The organism is Neobacillus niacini (genome assembly GCF_036961885.1).
Taxonomy (GTDB): domain Bacteria; phylum Bacillota; class Bacilli; order Bacillales; family Cytobacillaceae; genus Neobacillus; species Neobacillus niacini_H.
The window spans coordinates 7,999-26,353 of the sequence record NZ_JBALNQ010000017.1 but is presented as its reverse complement, the minus strand read 5'-3'; the positions used below and the strand labels follow the sequence as shown (position 1 = coordinate 26,353).

At 37.0% G+C, this 18,355-nt stretch carries 23 protein-coding genes and 1 pseudogene; 5 read left to right on the top strand and 19 right to left on the bottom strand.

The window, feature by feature from the left end:
* Positions 1 to 101: 101 nt before the first annotated feature.
* The 8 genes from V7124_RS08625 to V7124_RS08590 form a co-directional block, all read right to left on the bottom strand.
* The gene (locus tag V7124_RS08625; protein WP_335412789.1) at positions 102 to 485 is read right to left on the bottom strand and encodes a hotdog fold thioesterase; all 384 of its coding nucleotides are present in this window, start codon (positions 483 to 485) and stop codon (positions 102 to 104) included.
* 116 nt (positions 486 to 601) lie between these two features.
* Positions 602 to 838: a hypothetical protein gene (locus V7124_RS08620; protein ID WP_335488086.1), complete on the bottom strand. Its 237-nt coding sequence runs from the start codon at positions 836 to 838 to the stop codon at positions 602 to 604.
* A gap of 116 nt (positions 839 to 954) precedes the next feature.
* The gene (locus V7124_RS08615) at positions 955 to 2,463 is read right to left on the bottom strand and encodes a leucyl aminopeptidase (RefSeq protein WP_335488083.1); all 1,509 of its coding nucleotides are present in this window, start codon (positions 2,461 to 2,463) and stop codon (positions 955 to 957) included.
* 116 nt (positions 2,464 to 2,579) lie between these two features.
* The gene (locus V7124_RS08610; protein ID WP_335412794.1) at positions 2,580 to 3,191 is read right to left on the bottom strand and encodes a 3D domain-containing protein; all 612 of its coding nucleotides are present in this window, start codon (positions 3,189 to 3,191) and stop codon (positions 2,580 to 2,582) included.
* A 146-nt stretch (positions 3,192 to 3,337) separates the two neighbouring features.
* Entirely contained in the window at positions 3,338 to 3,661 is a 324-nt protein-coding gene (locus V7124_RS08605; RefSeq protein ID WP_335412797.1) for a YuiB family protein, read from the bottom strand.
* Between the two features lie 151 nt (positions 3,662 to 3,812).
* Entirely contained in the window at positions 3,813 to 3,944 is a 132-nt protein-coding gene (locus V7124_RS08600) for a YuiA family protein (RefSeq protein WP_335412798.1), read from the bottom strand.
* A 156-nt stretch (positions 3,945 to 4,100) separates the two neighbouring features.
* Entirely contained in the window at positions 4,101 to 4,592 is a 492-nt protein-coding gene (locus V7124_RS08595; protein ID WP_335412800.1) for an NUDIX hydrolase, read from the bottom strand.
* A gap of 82 nt (positions 4,593 to 4,674) precedes the next feature.
* Positions 4,675 to 5,892, bottom strand: coding sequence for an NAD(P)/FAD-dependent oxidoreductase (locus V7124_RS08590; RefSeq protein ID WP_335488145.1), 1,218 nt, complete (start codon positions 5,890 to 5,892; stop codon positions 4,675 to 4,677).
* Positions 5,893 to 6,168: 276 nt separating this feature from the next.
* On the opposite strand from V7124_RS08590, the gene V7124_RS08585 reads away from it, so the two are divergent.
* Entirely contained in the window at positions 6,169 to 7,167 is a 999-nt protein-coding gene (locus tag V7124_RS08585) for an NAD(P)/FAD-dependent oxidoreductase (protein ID WP_335488080.1), read from the top strand.
* Positions 7,168 to 7,209: 42 nt separating this feature from the next.
* Here the strand turns inward: V7124_RS08585 and V7124_RS08580 are convergent.
* The 7 genes and pseudogenes from V7124_RS08580 to V7124_RS08550 form a co-directional block, all read right to left on the bottom strand.
* A pseudogene (locus V7124_RS08580) lies at positions 7,210 to 7,323 on the bottom strand (iron-sulfur cluster assembly accessory protein); the annotation flags it as partial.
* A 416-nt stretch (positions 7,324 to 7,739) separates the two neighbouring features.
* Entirely contained in the window at positions 7,740 to 8,576 is an 837-nt protein-coding gene (locus tag V7124_RS08575) for an SHOCT domain-containing protein (RefSeq protein WP_335488077.1), read from the bottom strand.
* 590 nt (positions 8,577 to 9,166) lie between these two features.
* Complete coding sequence (locus V7124_RS08570) at positions 9,167 to 9,532, bottom strand: HesB/IscA family protein (protein ID WP_335488074.1); 366 nt, start codon at positions 9,530 to 9,532, stop codon at positions 9,167 to 9,169.
* Between the two features lie 79 nt (positions 9,533 to 9,611).
* The gene (locus tag V7124_RS08565) at positions 9,612 to 9,851 is read right to left on the bottom strand and encodes a YuzB family protein (protein WP_335412807.1); all 240 of its coding nucleotides are present in this window, start codon (positions 9,849 to 9,851) and stop codon (positions 9,612 to 9,614) included.
* A 301-nt stretch (positions 9,852 to 10,152) separates the two neighbouring features.
* Positions 10,153 to 11,568 (bottom strand): transposase, encoded by a 1,416-nt coding sequence (locus tag V7124_RS08560; RefSeq protein WP_335488071.1) that lies wholly within the window; start codon positions 11,566 to 11,568, stop codon positions 10,153 to 10,155.
* A gap of 4 nt (positions 11,569 to 11,572) precedes the next feature.
* Entirely contained in the window at positions 11,573 to 11,977 is a 405-nt protein-coding gene (gene tnpA / locus V7124_RS08555; protein WP_335488068.1) for an IS200/IS605 family transposase, read from the bottom strand.
* Positions 11,978 to 12,196: 219 nt separating this feature from the next.
* Positions 12,197 to 12,523 (bottom strand): YuzD family protein, encoded by a 327-nt coding sequence (locus V7124_RS08550; protein ID WP_335488065.1) that lies wholly within the window; start codon positions 12,521 to 12,523, stop codon positions 12,197 to 12,199.
* A 158-nt stretch (positions 12,524 to 12,681) separates the two neighbouring features.
* Here V7124_RS08550 and V7124_RS08545 point away from each other — a divergent pair, with 158 nt between their 5' ends.
* Entirely contained in the window at positions 12,682 to 12,924 is a 243-nt protein-coding gene (locus V7124_RS08545) for a NifU family protein (RefSeq protein ID WP_034674824.1), read from the top strand.
* Between the two features lie 230 nt (positions 12,925 to 13,154).
* Here the strand turns inward: V7124_RS08545 and yutH are convergent, their stop codons facing one another.
* Positions 13,155 to 14,165: a spore coat putative kinase YutH gene (gene yutH, locus V7124_RS08540; protein WP_335488062.1), complete on the bottom strand. Its 1,011-nt coding sequence runs from the start codon at positions 14,163 to 14,165 to the stop codon at positions 13,155 to 13,157.
* Between the two features lie 205 nt (positions 14,166 to 14,370).
* Between yutH and V7124_RS08535 the strand changes: the two genes are divergently transcribed.
* Positions 14,371 to 14,871 carry a phosphatidylglycerophosphatase A family protein gene (locus V7124_RS08535; RefSeq protein WP_335412814.1) on the top strand — a complete coding sequence of 167 codons (501 nt, stop codon included), beginning with the start codon at positions 14,371 to 14,373 and terminating at the stop codon, positions 14,869 to 14,871.
* Between the two features lie 36 nt (positions 14,872 to 14,907).
* On the opposite strand, the gene V7124_RS08530 is transcribed toward V7124_RS08535, so the two are convergent.
* From V7124_RS08530 to V7124_RS08520, 3 genes are all read right to left on the bottom strand, one after another.
* Entirely contained in the window at positions 14,908 to 15,672 is a 765-nt protein-coding gene (locus tag V7124_RS08530) for a TIGR01457 family HAD-type hydrolase (protein ID WP_335488059.1), read from the bottom strand.
* Between the two features lie 85 nt (positions 15,673 to 15,757).
* On the bottom strand, positions 15,758 to 16,192 hold the full coding sequence (locus V7124_RS08525) for a DUF86 domain-containing protein (protein ID WP_335412818.1): 435 nt from the start codon (positions 16,190 to 16,192) through the stop codon (positions 15,758 to 15,760).
* A gap of 25 nt (positions 16,193 to 16,217) precedes the next feature.
* Positions 16,218 to 17,504: an EAL domain-containing protein gene (locus tag V7124_RS08520; protein ID WP_335488056.1), complete on the bottom strand. Its 1,287-nt coding sequence runs from the start codon at positions 17,502 to 17,504 to the stop codon at positions 16,218 to 16,220.
* 201 nt (positions 17,505 to 17,705) lie between these two features.
* On the opposite strand from V7124_RS08520, the gene V7124_RS08515 reads away from it, so the two are divergent.
* Both V7124_RS08515 and V7124_RS08510 read left to right on the top strand, forming a co-directional pair.
* On the top strand, positions 17,706 to 17,972 hold the full coding sequence (locus V7124_RS08515; protein ID WP_310197465.1) for a DUF3055 domain-containing protein: 267 nt from the start codon (positions 17,706 to 17,708) through the stop codon (positions 17,970 to 17,972).
* Positions 17,973 to 18,055: 83 nt separating this feature from the next.
* On the top strand, positions 18,056 to 18,337 hold the full coding sequence (locus V7124_RS08510; RefSeq protein ID WP_335488053.1) for a cytosolic protein: 282 nt from the start codon (positions 18,056 to 18,058) through the stop codon (positions 18,335 to 18,337).
* Positions 18,338 to 18,355 lie beyond the last annotated feature (18 nt).

The following is an 18,355-nucleotide window of genomic DNA, read 5'->3' as shown; positions in this document are numbered from 1 at the left end:
TAAAGAAACCTGTACAAAGTATTGTACTTATTCTCTATATTCCTTACATTATATCACGAAATTTACATAAATTTTTTAAATATTTTATTAATTTACTCATGTTACTTTTTCCGTTTAATAACTGCCATTGTGCACCTTGAAATACAAATGAGACGGTCTTGTTCATCGGTTATCTTGATATCCCAAACCATGGTTGTTTTCCCCTGATAGAGGATTGTCCCTACTGCTGTTACCGTTCCTTCAGTAACTGGACGGACATGATTTGCGTTTATTTCTAATCCAGCAGCACCTTCTGTTTCTTTATCCACCAATTCAAATGCACCTACACTCGCGACTGTTTCTGCTAAGGCAACTGAAGCACCTCCATGTAACAAACCAAAAGGTTGACGTGTTCTTTCATCGACTGGCATGGTTGCAATGACTTTTCCTCGTTCCAAATGAGTGATTTCAATTCCTAAAGCTTCAATTAAAGTGTTTTTTATCATTTTTATCTTCCTTTTCGAAATAATGGTATGTATTTCTATATTCTCTTTTTTGGGTGGAAATTCCTTTTTAATATATAAAAAGAAAAAACAGCCGCAGAAGCTGTTTTTTTACCATTTTAATAAAAACCAGGGTAACCAATTCCAGGATAACCAATCCCAGGGTAACCAATTCCAGGATAGCCAATTCCAGGATAACCAAATCCAGGAGCTCCAAATCCCACTCCTCCATAAAATGGTCGAGGATAAAATAAAGCACTTCCTAATAGACCACCTGCTAAAGCGCCTAAAAATGGCAGCCCAAAACCAATAAATCTCTGATCCCTTACCGGATACGGACTTCGATATGGATACATCCAACAAACCTCCTTTTAATCTCTATACTTGCCTACACTACTTCATATGCGAAAAGGAGGGAGATGGGTTGGGCTAATGGTTAAACCCCAGATATAAGTATCTGGGGTTTGAGTTCTTATTTTTTAATTGGTTCAAAACGTTCAACGAATAAGGCTAGTGTCCTAGACATGACACCTGTTGCACCTGCTGGACCAAGATCGTGCTCCTTAGATGTAGTGGCTGTTCCAGCAATATCTAAGTGAACCCATGGAGTACCTTCAGCAAATTCACCAATAAAGGCACCCGCTACGATGGCATGCCCTTCACTGCCAGGGGAATTATTTAAATCTGCCACTTTACTATTTCTTACCCGTTCTTTGTCTTTCTCGAACAATGGTAATTGCCACATAGGTTCGCCTGCTTCCATGGAGGCTTCAAGAACTTGTTCGTATAACGTTTCATGATTGGTCATTGCACCGGTCGTATGCACGCCAAGTGCCGTTATAACCCCACCAGTTAATGTTGCGACATCTACTAAATACTCTGCACCATGGTGCTTAGCATACGTTACCGCATCCGCTAGAACAAGTCGGCCTTCGGCATCCGTGTTTAACACTTCAATTGTCTTGCCACTCATAGAGGTGATGACATCATCCGGTTTAAAAGCATTTCCTGAAATCATGTTATCGGTTGAAGGAATAACTGCAACCACGTTTTGTTCAGGTTTTAGTTCACCGATGATTTCCATGGCCCCCAACACAGCGGCAGCTCCGCCCATGTCGGTTTTCATCCCTACAATGCCAGCTTTCGTTTTTATAGAATAACCGCCAGTATCAAAGGTAATCCCTTTTCCAACTAATCCAATTACATCTTCCCATTGCTCTTTCCCTTGATACTTTAACACAATCATCTTAGGTGGCTCTGTAGATCCCTGGTTAACTGCAAGAAATGCGCCCATTCCCAACTTCTCAATCTCTTCTTTATCAAGGATTTCTACTTCAAAGTCATATTTTCCAGCAAGCTGTTGAGCATAATCAGCCATGTCCTTAGCTGTCAACAGATTCCCTGGAATATTAACAAGTGTGCGTGCAGAGTTTGTTCCATTTCCAAAAGCAAGACCTACTGTTAATGAAGCCTGAATGTCTTCTTTGTCCAAACTTTCACTATAAACTGTTATATTTTCAATCTTCTTCTCGGGTTCATTTGACTTTTGCTTGTATCCTTTGAAATGATAGGTGGCTAACGCAAATGATTCGCTTATAGCATGTGCAGCTTCTAGTCCATTCACTGACTCCGTAATAAAGGTATCGAGAAGAATAGCCGTTTCTTGAAGCTTGCTAGCTTTTACAGTTTTAAATACTTTTCCTAATGCCTCGCTTAGCTTTTCGAAGTTAAAATCTTTTTCTTTTCCAAGACCAACAAACCAAATTCTTTTTGCAGCTATTTTTCCAAAACTATGTACTTTGCTAATATTTTTAAACTTAGCTGAAACATCCCCAGCCTTAACAAGCTCTGTTAATTGACCTTCGAATCGTTCATCCAGTTTCTTTAGGGACCCGCTAAACTTCTCTTGCTTATCAAAAAGTCCGATTATCAAGCCTTCATGATCTGTTGAATAATCCATTTCATTGTTAACAGTAAACATGGTCTTCCACCTCCGTATATAATACCTTTCCATTATATCGGAAAAATATATATATTTCGACTTCCTAAATAATTAAATAGATTTCTACATTAAAAATAGCAGGCTCTATGCCTGCATTATTTTCTCTCTGAAGAAATATACTGCTGACGGAATACCTGCATCGATTTTTCATTATTTAATGCTTGTAATTCCTCTTCTGAAAGCTTTCCTTTTCCTTGTTCAATAATATATACTTCGATTTCCTTTTTACCCCACTTGTTATAAACATCATCTACTGTTTCATAATAAAGATCGACTTTATTTCCTTTAATAGCCCCGCCTTTATCAGCTACTACTCCATATCCATATCCTGGTATAAAAAGAATCGTTCCAATTGGAAATACAGTTAAGTCTGCTGCAACCGTTGAATATAAATCACGCTTAACTTTTACACCTGAATAGGTTATACCATACTCTGGATGGCCCACGTTTTTACCAGTCGACTCATAACCAGCTGTATAGCCTGTCGCAATTACCGTTTGTTTGGGATATTTAGACCAATCAAACGCTTCCTCCAATGGTACACTATTTTCCTCTGGCATGGAGGCAGCATGAACCTCTAGCTGTAGCATTTGTTTGATGAACGATTTAAATTCAATACCTGTGATCGATTGAACAGTTGCAAATAATGCAAGTAAAAAAAGCAAAGTCATCGTAAAACGTTTTAAAGCATTATTCAAATTACTCATTAAAATTTTCACTCCTCCCAAAATATTCATTCCCAACTTAAAAGGAATTATTCAAAAAGGAGTAAATAAAATGACCTTTACCAAGGTTAAAGATCATAAAAATCTTTAACAGGGGTAAAGATCATAAATCTTAACAGGTAAAGGTCTTAAAACATTTGATATCCATTTTTTCGTAACATTTTAATTGTAATCCCGGCTGCAATCGCTCCAGCTAAGCCACTAACCAAAATGAGAATATCCGCCATAGCCAATGAACCTAATTTTTGACCAAGCTCTTGAAATGCTACTTTACTATTTGTAATGTATTCAATAAATCTTACTTTATCTACAATAAATACAGCAATAATTGGATATAAGATTGCCATGATCCAAGACATTCTTAATAGCATATTAAGAATAAAACCAATACCAAAAAATAACACAAAGAATAATAGGATGGATATGATTAAAACAACAATGCTCATTTGCATGGAAAAACCCCCTTTACACATCATTAATAAGTTTACTTAATGTCCAAAACGGAGTCAATCCTAATACACCGATACCCGTTACAAATCCAAAAAAAATAGCTTCCCGAAATTTCTCCTGGAAGCTGGCTTTAGTAACTACTACTGATCATCATTAATATTTTTCCTGTTTCTTTCCAGATCCCTCGCAGCAGGTACAGGTTTCAGATCCTCCAAGCAGTAATTGAAAATATCCCGTACCTGAACAATAATCACATTTTTTAGTATCTAAGCTAGTTGTTTTCATTCAAACCATCTCCTTAAAATATTATTTAAATTTTCTGATAATATATCAAGAATTTGGCAGAATGAAAAGGACGAAATTCAATCAAATTTAGGGAGGAAAACGGATACATAGTTCATTTTCTTACATTTCCTAAGTGTCACTTAAGTTTTCAAAAAATTAAAAAAATAATTTATAGGCACTGTAATTAAACTGTTCTCCAGGGTTTAATCCATCATATCCAGGAATGGTAATAGTTTCATCCTGATTGATTAGATAATGGAGCATAATCGATGCATCCTTTTCATGGAGGAGTATTTCAGGCGCGATAAATCTTGCCTCATACAGCTCAGTTTCCTGATGCATAATGGCCCATTCATCCAATGGTTCCAGCATAAAGACAAGCAAATTATCACTAATTTCTTCTGAAATGACACCCGTTCGCAGTCCAATTAAGCCCTTAACGGTACAGGAGATACCTGTTTCTTCCTTGACTTCTCTAATAACTGCCTCATCCGCTGTTTCTCCCTTGTTTACAAAACCAGCCGGCAGGGACCATTTTCCTTTCAATCCGCCATACCGTTTTTTGACAACAAGCCAATGCCCTTCTGAAGATTTTACTAAACCACTTACCGCTAACCAAACCTTCCCCCTCTTATCTTTATTACTCATAAGAACCTCCCCTGTACATGAATATTTAATTATATAGTAACAAAAAAAGGACAGATTTCTCTGCCCTTTAGAAAATTAATATTTAGAGAACGTTGAATTTACCCTTTTTTAATACGAGACCAGCGCCGCCAATCATAAATAGTGAACGATTGTCTACTACTTTTTTCATAAAGGAAGCTTTTGCACCAGTTATCTTCTTACCGAACACCACACCAATGGCATCATGTTCACCAAGTGAACAAACTGTTCCTTTATTATCAAAGGTAAATGTTTCAAGCTCAGTTTTGTTGCGGATTAATCCAGCTATGTTACGAGCAACCACTTCACCCTGTTGCATCGCAATTTGTGCAGTTGGCGGATATGGACGATTGATTTCTTCATTGATAACAAGTGAGCTGTCACCAATAATAAACACATGATCATAGCCTGGTACACGAAGGTCTGGCTGAACTTTCACACGGCCTCTCATTGCTTCAAAACCTGATTTTTCAATAATAGAATTTCCTCGAACACCAGCGGCCCAAACAACTGTTTCAGCATGGATCAACCTAGGTTCATCTTCACCTTTAGCAACAAGAACTCCTTCAGGTGTACATTCCTTAATGGCAGTACCAATTAAGAATTCTACCCCTTTACGTTCTAATTGGGAAACAGCATAGTTTACAAGTTCTGGATCAAATCCTGGTAAAACCGTTGGGGATGCCTCAACACAAGTTAATTTCACTTTATTAAAATCTACATCATATTCATGACATAGCTCTGGAATCCGATTTGTTAATTCACCTAGGAATTCAATTCCTGTAAATCCAGCACCACCTACAACGATGGATAAACGATTATCATTCTTTTCCTCTTCCATATTATAAGTGGCAAATTGGTATTCAATATGCTCTCGTAATTGACGTGAAGAGTTTATATTCGTGATTCCAAAAGCATACTCTTTCAAACCTTTAATTCCAAAGGTTTCAGGCTCTCCGCCTAGAGCAATTACAAGGTAATCGTATTCCACTTCACCTGTTTCTAGGATTACTTTTTTCTCTTCTTTTTTGATTTCAACAACCGTATCCTGTACAAAATCAACTTTACTTCTATCAATCACACCACCAATGTCATAACGAACACGGTCGTGATGTAGTGTACCTGCTGAAGCCTCATGAAGCCATGTGGTTTCGTAATGGTAATCATTTTTATTAATTAATACAATATCTGCTTCATTCACTCCAACAAGCTTTTGCAACCTCACAGTTGTCATAAGCCCGCCATATCCCGCTCCAACAATAACAATTTTCGGCTTTTTCAAAGTGATCACTTCCACCTTTTTATTTTGAGTAATATTCTTGGTCTTATCTTCCACTGCTTTAATTTTTTTATTAGCAAAAAAGTATGTGATATAATTCACGTACCATGACACAAAATCTTCTTAACTTTGTCACAAAAATTTAACATCTGCTTCTATACATATTATGCTAAATACTTCACAATTTCAAGTAGTTTATTTAATTATTTTTTATTAAGGCTCTATTTGTGATATTATAGTGATTGGAAACGGTTACTACATAGTAAGGGGGATACAGTGGTGCAAGAAGATCAAAAAGTTTATGACATTACGATTATCGGGGGCGGTCCTACTGGTCTATTTACTGCCTTTTACGGTGGTATGAGACAAGCTTCAGTAAAGATCATCGAGAGTTTGCCACAATTAGGCGGACAATTATCAGCACTATACCCAGAAAAATACATTTACGATGTTGCAGGATTTCCAAAAGTCCGTGCACAAGAATTAATTAATAACCTAAAAGAACAAATGGCCAAGTTTGAGCCTTCCATTGCGTTAGAGCAATCTGTTGAAAAACTAGAAAAACAAGAGGATGGTACGTTTAAATTAACGACCAATTCTGAAATTCATTATTCAAAAACAGTTATTATTACAGCTGGGAATGGTGCATTCCAACCACGTCGTTTGGAGCTTGAAAGCGCTGCACAATATGAGCGTAAAAACCTTCATTACTTTATCGACGATCTTAACATGTTTGCTGACCAAAAAGTAGTTATTTTTGGTGGCGGCGATTCGGCTGTAGATTGGGCATTAATGTTAGAACCGATTGCCAAGGAAGTAACCATTGTTCACCGTCGTGATAAATTCAGAGCGCATGAGCATAGTGTTGAGAACTTGAATAATTCAAAAGTAAATGTAAAAACTCCTTTTATTCCAGCTGAATTAATTGGTGATGATAGCGGTATTAAGCAAGTCGTCCTTACAGGGGTTAACGGCGAAAACAGAGAAGCGATTGATGTTGATGCGGTTATTTGTAACTATGGTTTTGTTTCCTCTCTAGGACCAATTAAAGAATGGGGCTTTGAGATTGAGAAAAATTCTATTGTCGTAAATTCAAAAATGGAAACAAAAATACCTGGTATCTATGCTGCTGGGGATATTTGCACCTATGAAGGCAAAGTGAAATTAATTGCCTGTGGCTTTGGTGAAGCACCTACAGCAGTCAACAATGCAAAAGCATTTATCGATCCAAAAGCAAAAATCCAGCCACTTCACAGTTCATCCATGTTTGGAAAATAACATAGGAAAGGCGCCTGCTTCGAGGCGCCTTTTACTTCTACCTTAGCATTCTTCTGGTGTACCTGTTGCTGTTGCCGTTCTAAACGATGAGCCACAGCCACAAGATGCAATTGCATTTGGATTATCGATCGTGAATCCTCCGCCCATCATCGATTGCATGAGAATATTAATATATCAGGGTTTTTTAATGTTTTTGGAGATTATGAATTGCAATCATGGTTACTAATTGCGAGCCCACTTGAAAGCACTTTTATCCATAGAAATGGTACCATCAAATGGATTTGTTTTCTTAATGTAATTAATCGCATTTTGGACATTAGCATAGGAATGTACAGAAGCCATTGTATGGTTTTCTTTCCATAATAACCGAACAAGTAATCTAGGTTTCCCATTCTAGTGTTAATGGTAGTAATTATTAGTTATGTATGCAGTTTCAGACTAATACACGGATTTTATAGCAAAATTAGCAGTTAGCTAAACAATATACTCTATACATAATTTTTACAGCTAATAAATTAAAAATAAATTATAATGATAGAAAAATTAAATTTTTTGTCATTGACCTTTCTCCCTTAAATCATCAAACGCTTCTTTTGATTTTCATATTCATCTTCAGTAATTAATCCTTCTACCTTTAGTTCTGCTAACTTTCTAATTTCATCAGCGATAGAGGAACCATTTACTTTTGGTGCATCTTGTGATTTTTCTGATTTCTCCATTTTATTTAATTCTTCTGCCTGTCGAATTAAAATGCTTACTTTATCGTGTAAATATTGTGCAGATTTGTAAGCATTTTTATATGTTTCACTTTGAGTGTATACGTAATCCTCACCACCCTTAATATCTCTAGACAATAATTCAATTTCAAAGGAAGGCTCTAATGTGTCATTAACTACAACTTTAACAGTTACCGACTCTCTTGAACTTGAATCTTGTGCTCCAACAATACCACCTACAACCGCTCCAATTCCTCCGCCAAGTGCAGCACCTATTACCGCTCCCGTTGTAGCACCTGACCTAGTAGTATCTAGAATTTCTCTTCCATCCTCTAAAACTTTTGATTGTAAGATATCCCTGTAATTATAGCCCCTTATGTTATCACTATTAACGAATAGAATCATTTTCTTATTTTCATCAAACACAATATATCGGTCTAACTTCATTTTATCATGGAATATTTGTGAAGCAGATAAACCGTTACTTTCCAATTCCTTAAGTAAACTTTCTTCTTCTTCAGTAGACTTTTCAAGTTTTTCAATTTCCCTTTTACTTTTTAACCATTCTTGAATTTTCATAGATAAGAAAAAACCACCAATAATTATAGCGATTCCCCAAATTGACTTATCATCTCCCATTGCTATTAAAGCAATCCCAATTGGTAATACTAATATTCCAACCAAACACCCCAATTTCCTTCCTCCTAAATTAAATAATGTTATTTTTAAATAATTTTACCATAAAATCCAACTTTTGATTATAAAATTTAAATAGACTACATTTACCCTTCAATGTAGTCAAAACAGCTATTACCTTTTAATAATTTCTCCTTGCAATAGTTTATCCCTTATTGTTTTACATAAAATTCAGTTTCTGTTTTAGTTATAAATCGTTTTGCTCCCTGATTACCATACTTCCCCACAACTACCATTGATATTGATTCCTTTTAATAAAATCCCCAATCCTTTCGGTAATCCCTTAACGTTCTTTCTCTTAACCCCTCTGCACTCTTTCCTGCCACAACTAAGTCAATTGCTTGCTCCATAGTTAATTTAGGGTTCCTTCTGATTTGACATTTTTCCAATTGGTTTACGTTTTACTCTCTTGTTTAAAGACATAAAAAGACCTCCTCGAATAGTAATGTTTTTCAACATTAACTATCGAGAAGGCATGTTATTCACAACCTTGATATATAACTTTTAGGGTTGTTAACACATCTTTTGAGGATTGTGTACACCAAAGTCCCACTGTAATTCATAACCGCAAACATATATTCAAAACCTTAGCATTCTTCTGGTGTACCTGTTGCCGTAGCCGTTCTAAACGATGATCCACAGCCACATGAAGCAATGGCGTTTGGATTATCAATCGTGAATCCTCCGCCCATCATCGATTGCTTATAATCAACTTTCGTTCCCTTTAATATGGCAGCATCCTCTTTAGAAATGAGAACCTGAATATCATGCTGCACGGAACAAAGATCATTTTCCTTCACTTCATGGTCAAACCCCATACCATAAGATAAACCACTACATCCTCCACCCTTTACACTAACTCGTAAAAGAGCACCTTCTTCTTCATTGTGTTTCATCATTTCTTTTACTTGAAGGGCCGCAGCTTCTGTTAAAATAACGATATCGTTACTCATTTATCTTTCCTCCCTTTTTGAGGTCTTTCTTTTAGTATATACACTGTCTGTCAAAGACTCAATTAATTAATCTATATGATCAAAACATTGGATTTTCATCCAAATACCGATAAATATTTCCAACTAATTCCTCAGGTGTATTGCCAGTTACGACTTCTCCATTTACAAGTGCATACAGGGAAGAAGCACATTTCCCACAATAACCGAGACACCCGTATTCAATGATATCGAGATTCGGGTCTTTTTCTAACATCTCTAGAGCCTTTTGAGCACCGCTTGCCAGATTACTCAAACAAAATTCAATAATTGGCTGAATCATTGCTATCACCTCTCATAACTTATTATGCTACTATCTTTCTTCAACATCCTGACGCTCTCCCATCCATTAATGGAGGGGGTTCCACCTTCAATCAACCTAGGCTCTTCCCTCCTCTAGTATCATCTTTCTAGAAGAGGGACTTCACTTCGGTTTAAAAGGCTTCGATAGCCGAAATCGTTCTAATGTAAATAATTGAAACACGACTATTTACATGGGCTCGGATTCCCTTGCCGCTCACAACTTATTAGCTGTTTCGGGGTACGTCTGCACCGAGAGATTTAACCTTCCAATCTCAAAGGATTTATAAACCAAATGTCGATATGAATTTTCTCTCTGGCTTCATTTTTTTCAAAATCGTTATACAATCATCCAAAACAATGGAGAGTTGTTCCCAATTATGTTCCGCTTCTTTTATGGCTAACCGATTATTTTTGGCTACATACCTAGCTAAAAACGCACTGTACAAATCCCGTTGTGCCGTGACACCGCATTCGCAAATATGCCAGCGGTCTTTGAGTCTTTTTTTCTTAATTACACCACAATGACAGGTCTGAGATAACTTTGTGGAGTGGGTAGGGAACTCTCGGAATATTCCACCTTGTGATACAACTTTTCGTTTTAACATTTTCATAAACATACTTGGAGCTTTTCTACCTATGCTTTTGCCGAACATTTTCTGAAATGCCTTATAGGAGAGTTTTTCTGTTTGAATGGAAGAGGCTAGGTGAAGGATTTGATTAGTATCTCGACCATGGAGCTGTTTTCTGACCTCTTTTATCTTTCGTTCTAATTCTCTGTGTTCTGAACGAGTCTTTATGTAGTTTTTGGAGTTAATCCATTTCTTTTTCCCCTTTTTCACAACGCCATTGCTATGATAATGGTTTGGATTATTTGCTCGACGCTGTCGATCTAATTTGCGATTTATTCTTCTTTTTTCTTTATCAAGAAAAACAACCTCCTGACAAAATTCCTTTAATTCGGCTTTTGATTCCCCTACAATCGCAATGGTGGAAGGACCAACATCGAGTCCAATCATTTCCTGTCCTAAATTATATTTCCGATATGGATGTCCTTCCATAACTAGTTGAACATAAAACCGATTTTTCCCCTTTACTTCCTTTTTAATTAACCGACAATATTTTATTCTTTGCTTTAAAGCGTGCTGCATCCATTGATCTTTTGGATCAATTAAGCATTTCAACGAAAGGCTCTTACCGACAAAAACATAACCATTGGAGTAAGTAAGAAATGTTTTGTTGTTTTTCCCTTCTAAGGAAACATACTCACCTTTTCGTTTAAACCATACCTTTTTGGCCTCCTTAAAGGCGAATTTTTGAACAGCTTTAAAGGCTCTTGTAGCGATTTTTTGACAAATGTGCGTCCCTAAATGTTTGGCAATAAACTTTGAATCATTCTTCGTTTTGGTCCCGAAAGATTGAATGGAATAGTCGGTAAATCCATATGTATCATTCAGATGTTTAAAGTTCACTCGACGTTTTTCAATATCCGCTTCCGAAGTTTTAGATAATTGAACCGTCTCCTTATACAATTCTGTAGATTGAATACCCCTAAGTCTCTTCAAACTTTCCCCTAAACAAGCATTGTAAAGTTGTCTTGCGCAGTCTGACATCACCAAAAGCTGCTTTTCTGCCTTCGTATCCGTTTTTATCCGAATCGTCGCAATAAAAGAAGGTGTTCGATCTTTCGATGTTGCCATGGCTTTACACTCCTTTTTGATTTTCTATGTACTGTTTTACGATATCAAGTGTGGTACCACCAACAGTGGAAACAAAATAGCTATTCGTCCATAGGGAAGGGATTCTACTTTTTAACCATGGGAATTCGCTTCGGAGGTAACGCGAACTTCTTCCTTTCATCATTCTTATTAATTTATTTATGCCAAACTGTGGATCGCATTCTACCAGAAGATGGACCTGATCGGGCATAATCTCCATTTCAATTATTTCAGAATGGGTCTCTTCTGCAACCTCAAATAGAATAGATTTAAGTCGCTCATCTACTCCATCTATCAATACACTTCTTCTATATTTAGGACACCAAACTACATGATACTTGCATGAATATACTACGTTATTATTACTTTTATATTGTATTAGACTTTTCATATTCTTATTATATCAAATAGTTAAAACGACTACAATTACTTTAGGAACATTTGTTCTAAAAACACAACCTTACCCCATACATGAATGCAGGGGCTTGCGGTTGTGTGTTTTGGTCAAATACCATGTTTGAAGGTGTTATTATCAGTAAACCCTTTCGTAATTGTTGTAATTTCACCCTAAGAAAAAGAAGCATCCCAGTACCAACCTGGAGTGCTTCTTTCAGATTGCTTTGTAACCGTATTCTTCCAGCTCAGCAAAGATGGTTTTTAACCTCGGGTTTCCTTCCCCGACGATCTTATCTTTAATCACAACAACTGGATAAAACAGATCTTCCTCAATCACTCTTTTTGCAAAATTCTCTTTTTCACTGTCATTTGGCGGTTGAAAAATATCAACATAGGTCATTTTAAAAAGCTGATCTGGGAACTTTCTTGAAATAGCTGCCTCAAGCCACTCATAGGTTTCCTTTGAGGATGGTAAATTCACACAACTTGGGCATAGTTGTTCTGCACCATAAAGGATAATTTCAATTGTAGTATTCCTCATTCCATCAATCCTGCCTTTTTTATTTTATTTTACCTCATTTAAACTATTAAACATAAAAATATGGTTGTAAATGTGCAAATTCCCATTACATGAGAATGGATTTTTACCTTCAATGACATTATAATATAAGGTAAGGTAAGGAAAGGAGACGATATAATATGGCAGAACAAGTACAAGAAATGTTTGAGCAGGTTCAGGAAGTATTAGATAAATTGCGTCCGTTTCTTCTTCGCGATGGCGGGGATTGTGAATTAGTTGATGTTGAGGATGGTATCGTTAAACTACGTTTACTAGGCGCATGCGGCAGCTGCCCGAGCTCAACGATTACCCTTAAAGCAGGAATTGAAAGAGCCCTTTTAGAAGAAGTTCCTGGCGTAGTTGAAGTAGAGCAGGTATTTTAATAATAGGCTGTGTTAATGATAACTTTTGATTCTAGAACTCGTTGATTGGAGCGAAAGGTGCTCGACTCCTGCGGGATGCACGAGCTGAGTGAGACCCCACAGGTCGGGAACGACCGAGGAGGCTCACGGGCGAGCCCGCGGAAAGCGTAGCACCTGTAGCGCAAATCAACAGCCCAATATAACACAGCCAAATGAAAAAGCGATTGCTCACCCGGGCAATCGCTTTTTCATTACCTTATCGCTAACCAATCTAGTTGAGGAAGTTTTAATGGTTTAATAGGTGCTCCCACAGTATGGTAAAAGTACGCTAAAAAGCGTTCATATTCTGCAGAGTGCTTTAACATCTTACTTAACTGTTCTTCTAAAAGTTTTTTATCCTGCTCTGAACGCGTTATATAGTAATTTTCAATGCATTCAAAGTAATGTAGCGGAAAAAGCAACCGGGAAAATAATAACCGCCACGAAAAAGAGGTTAATGTCCCAATGGTTTGGTAATCGTAGAAAAACTGCCTCACATCTATTTCGTATGTTTGTGTATTAAGAAAGTACCGCTCTCTCGCCCATTCAGCGAGATCACGGCTCCGATGATCAAACACCCAATCAAATGGATCCTTCAAGGAATAATTAGCTCCCCAAGAGTTTTTTGAAAATCGTTCATGGCACACCGTTCCACTATCTGATTCTTTTGGTTCATCGTCGAGCTCTGTATCTACTAAATATTGAATCGCATTTTCGGTTAGGCCAATATAATAAGGAAATGATTCAATAAACATTCTTTCAAAATCATCCTCTGGCGTTTGAAACATCTGCTCACTCCATACCTTTTCAATTTGGTCCAGCCGTTTTTCCCATAATTGCTTCCATTGTCCAATCCTGCTTGACCTTTCAATTTTTAAAGGCACTGTTTTTCCACGTTCATGGAATTTGGCTAACTTTCTCCCCAATTTCACCTTCGTCTGTTTGTCCATTTGTCGATTCGCTAGTACACAATACTGATGTTCTTCCCAAGTTGTGATCAAGCTACCTTCGTTATCTGGTAAAAAGGCCGGCACATGGGTATCACCATTTTTCCTAAGATGGTCTGCAATTTTCTCTAGTTCAATAATATCTTCTGCTGTCCTTCCCCCCGGCTTGGTAACCAAATAGAGCCAGCCATTGCTTCTTAGCGCATCATAAGAATCCAATTTCACATATTCATCAACCTGTATTCCATATTTAACTTCAAGTAATTTTTGCAGCATCCTTTCACCTCTTCTCTTTTTATCTCCTTTCTCATATATATGTAATAGCCCAAAAAACTTGTTGTCTTCTTACGCAATAAGTATAAGAAAAACATTATAAGAGAAATCTGTTAGGAGGGTGAAGAACATTCGTTTCTTTTCAAATGACCGCACATATGTTATGAATTAAGCATAGTAAAAATTCCAAAGAAAAGGTGATCAACGGATGGCAGAAGATAAAAAAATGGATCTAACAGAAGAAACAGCAAGAAGATGGATTAAAGAAAGAGGCGTCGACATACAAGATATTGCTGACTTAGTCTTTTTCTTACAGGAAAAGTACCACGAAAATTTAAAAATGGAAGATTGCATTGCTAATGTGGAACGTGTGCTGTCAAAACGCGAGGTCCAAAATGCCGTTATTACAGGCATTCAGCTTGATATGCTTGCAGAAAAAGGTATGCTGGAAGAACCAATTCAATCCATAATCAAAACCGATGAAAGTCTTTATGGCGTCGATGAAATTTTAGCATTATCAATTGTGAATGTGTACGGCTCGATTGGTTTTACAAATTATGGGTATATCGATAAGCAAAAGCCAGGAATATTGGCACATTTAAATGATAAGTCAACAGGAGAGTGTCATACCTTTTTAGATGATATTATTGGTGCTATTGCAGCAGCTGCCTCAAGCAGACTCGCTCATCGTGCTGCACATGTTGAATGATTAAAAGAAAAGGATGGAGTACCCTCCATCCTTTTCTTACGGCTCCCATTGGTCTAGTGAATCAATTGCATATGTGGGTAATCTATCATACCCTGTAAGCATTTCTTTTGTTGTGACTCCAGTATGAACCAATAATGTATCAAGGCCAGCATTCATCCCTGCTAAAATATCTGTATCATAATAATCGCCCACCATTAACGTTTCATCTTTTGAGGTGCCTAGAACCTTTAACGCCTGCTCCATGATGATCGATTCAGGCTTCCCAATAAAAATCGGTTTTGTCTGGGTCGAAACGGCAATTACTGAAGTGAACGATCCGTTTCCAGGAAGCAACCCCCGCTCGGTCGGAATTGCTATATCTCCGTTTGTTGAGATAAAGACTGCCCCATTGCGGACAGCTAGACAGGCCACTGCTAATTTTTCATAACTTATCTCGCGGTCAATTCCGATTACAACATAATCTGCAGTTTCTCCACCAAAAGGAAACTTCTTTTCCTCTAATGCGCTGCGAATCCCTTCTTCACCAATCACATACAATGAAGCGTCCTTCTTTTGCTCATAGATATAATTAGCTGTTGCCTGGCCCGTGGTAAACACTAAATCCTCTTCAGCAGGAATATCAAATTCCCTCAACTTTTGGGCAACTTGGGCTGGAGTCCTAGAAGAATTATTGGTAACGAATAAATAGGGAATATCTTTTTCCTTCAACTTTTTCACAAAATCCCCAGCTGCCTCAATTTTTTCTGATCCTTTGTACATGGTTCCATCAAGATCAATTAAATAGCCTTTATACTTTTTCATGTTAATCACTCCTATATGTATCATTTCCGTTCATATTTCTTTTCATTATACAAAAAGGACCGCCTATGCGATCCTTTGCAAAGTATTAATTAAATGCCGATACTGGACCAAGTTCATTGGCAAGATAATCTCGTACATTCTTTGGAAATCGTTCCAACACTTTCATATGGTCAGCAAACTGCTTTTGAAGATCGATATGATCGATATCTGTATATAACTGTACAAGCACCTTACGCTTCTGGATTAGTATTTTTAGACTCTTTCCTGCCTCAGCATCGATGACCTTTTCATCCATTAAAATATCAATGATATCATCATAGCTGCCAGGGTCCCTCATAATAAAACCATCGATGATCGAGTTACCCACATCCAGCAGCGACTCAATTATTAGATGGGTTATTCGTTCTAAAGCTGCTTTTTCTACCGGTGTTGACCAATGTTCCTGACTCAAAAAAAGACTGATTTGTTTTTCTAAGAAAACCAATGTTATCTCCAACTTTTCACGGTCTACAAAGTACATATCATCACTTCCTCATTCATGATCACTATGTTGCAATTTCTTCAAAAAACATAGCTGGGCGTGCGTAAAAATTACCTTGTGCAAGGTCGACATTATTTCTAGTTAATACCAAAGCTTCTTCTTTATTCTCAATACCTTCCGCAACTACTAATGACCCAGCTTCTTTTGCTACAAGGAGTAATCCTTTTAACATCGACTCTTTTACAGAGTTTTTATCTATATTTTCTATTAATGATCGGTCTATTTTAATAATATCAGGCATAATTTCACTAATTGTACTTAAACTTGAGTACCCAGCCCCGGTATCATCAACAGCAATCTTAAAGCCCATTAAACGCAACACTTTAATATTATAAGCAAAGTTTTTTAAGCCCTCAATGGAATCCTGCTCAGTAACTTCAAAAGTAATTTGTTTTGGAGATATCCCTCTATATTTCTGAAGTAAGCTTTTTATATCACTTGGAAATCTTATATTACCAAGGGATATAGGTGTACAATTAACAAATACGTCTTGGCGGCAGCGGGATGCTTTTACTTGCTGGAGCATTTTTTCCAAAACAATCATTTCTAATTCGTACAAACGACCCGTTTGTCTTGCAACCGAAAAAAGCTGCAGTGGAGATTCTAAAACAGTCCCTTTTGGGCCGCGCGAAAGCAGTTCCCATGCTCGTATCTCATTCGTTGATACATCGATAATTGGCTGTGCTAAAAGAGTAATAGCCTTTTGATTAATAATTTTGTTAATGGCTAACACCATTTCATTAATCTCTGACTGCTTTCGTTTTTCTGCCATGCCAATTGCATGTCTATGAGCCGCTACAATCGAATCGTGAATAGAATAGGTATGTTTTTCTACAAACATATATCCTGCCTCAATAATAGGGTATTGAGACGGATAGAGCTTAATAAAATCTTGTTCTATTTTTTCCGTTATCTTTTTAATCATGATATCAATATTTGAGATGGAATGCCGATCATGATCGACTTTTAGCAAGAGATTAATCCCCTCACCAAAATAATCATGCAAGGTAATAATTTCCTTAGAATTTACTTCTTGTCCGACAACAGTTTGAAAAAGCCTTTTCAAATTTTTTATCAATTTAGTCTGCAGGTGGGCTTCCGTTTGTTCCATTAAATCCTGTCGGTTCCTTATTTTAAAAACAATGACCACTACCTCATGACCTGCTTCAAAAGCGTCCGTTACTCCTTCAATTAAAGGATTGCGCAAAGTAAATTGAGGAGGGAAATAGCGAATAGACGAAAGAGGTAAAAAAATCTTTCCCCATTGCATTACACTCTTAACCATTTTCATGTAACGACAGCCCATGGAATTTCATCCCTCTCAAAAAGAAGCATACGACAATATTAAATATATTGTAACACAATTTGACAGAATCCGTTTTTCCTTTAAGTAAATTTTTTACAAAATTCTATTCCCTACAATCCTCCCTCACTGACGAAATATTTGGTAATATAAAGAGAATGAAGAAATTTACTAAAGGAGAACTATTATATGAAAGAACGTTTTTTCTTATACGATGATACAGAGGATACAAAAACACGATTTGTCAGCTTTGTTGGTGACAACACACGCTTTGATTTAGCAATTGTAAAAACAGATCGTCATTTCGGGAAACATCTTGTCCTTGATATACAAGGTAACCGTTTTGCGATCATTGGTGAGGATGATTTAAAAGAAGAAGGGTATTTAGAATATGCGTTTCAATTGAATGAAGAGGATGCTGAAGAATTGCGTTCCTTTTTGTTAGAATTACTTTGATTTTTTCACACTCCTTTTAACATACTAATACAAAGGCAGAAGCCCCTAGGCGCTGGAGCTAGTTTAGCAAAAGGAGTGAGACCATGGTTGAAAAGAAGAAGAAAAATTATTTCGATTTATCTAATGTTGAAAAACAACAGAACTTTTTAACAGCAGAGGAGTATCCAGAAGGTCCTTATGGTTCACCGATTGGTAAGGATGAGCCTGTTGAAAATAAAAGCACTCCCTGGCAGGAAGGGCAGCGGTTTTATAGTAACTTTAATTATGAGGATAAAACCTTTCATCAGAATATTCCTCGACAAATGGACGGTGCGCATCCTACACACGATGACCCTGAAAGTGATGAACAACCACCGTATAATTAAGAAAAGCGCAAGCGCCCT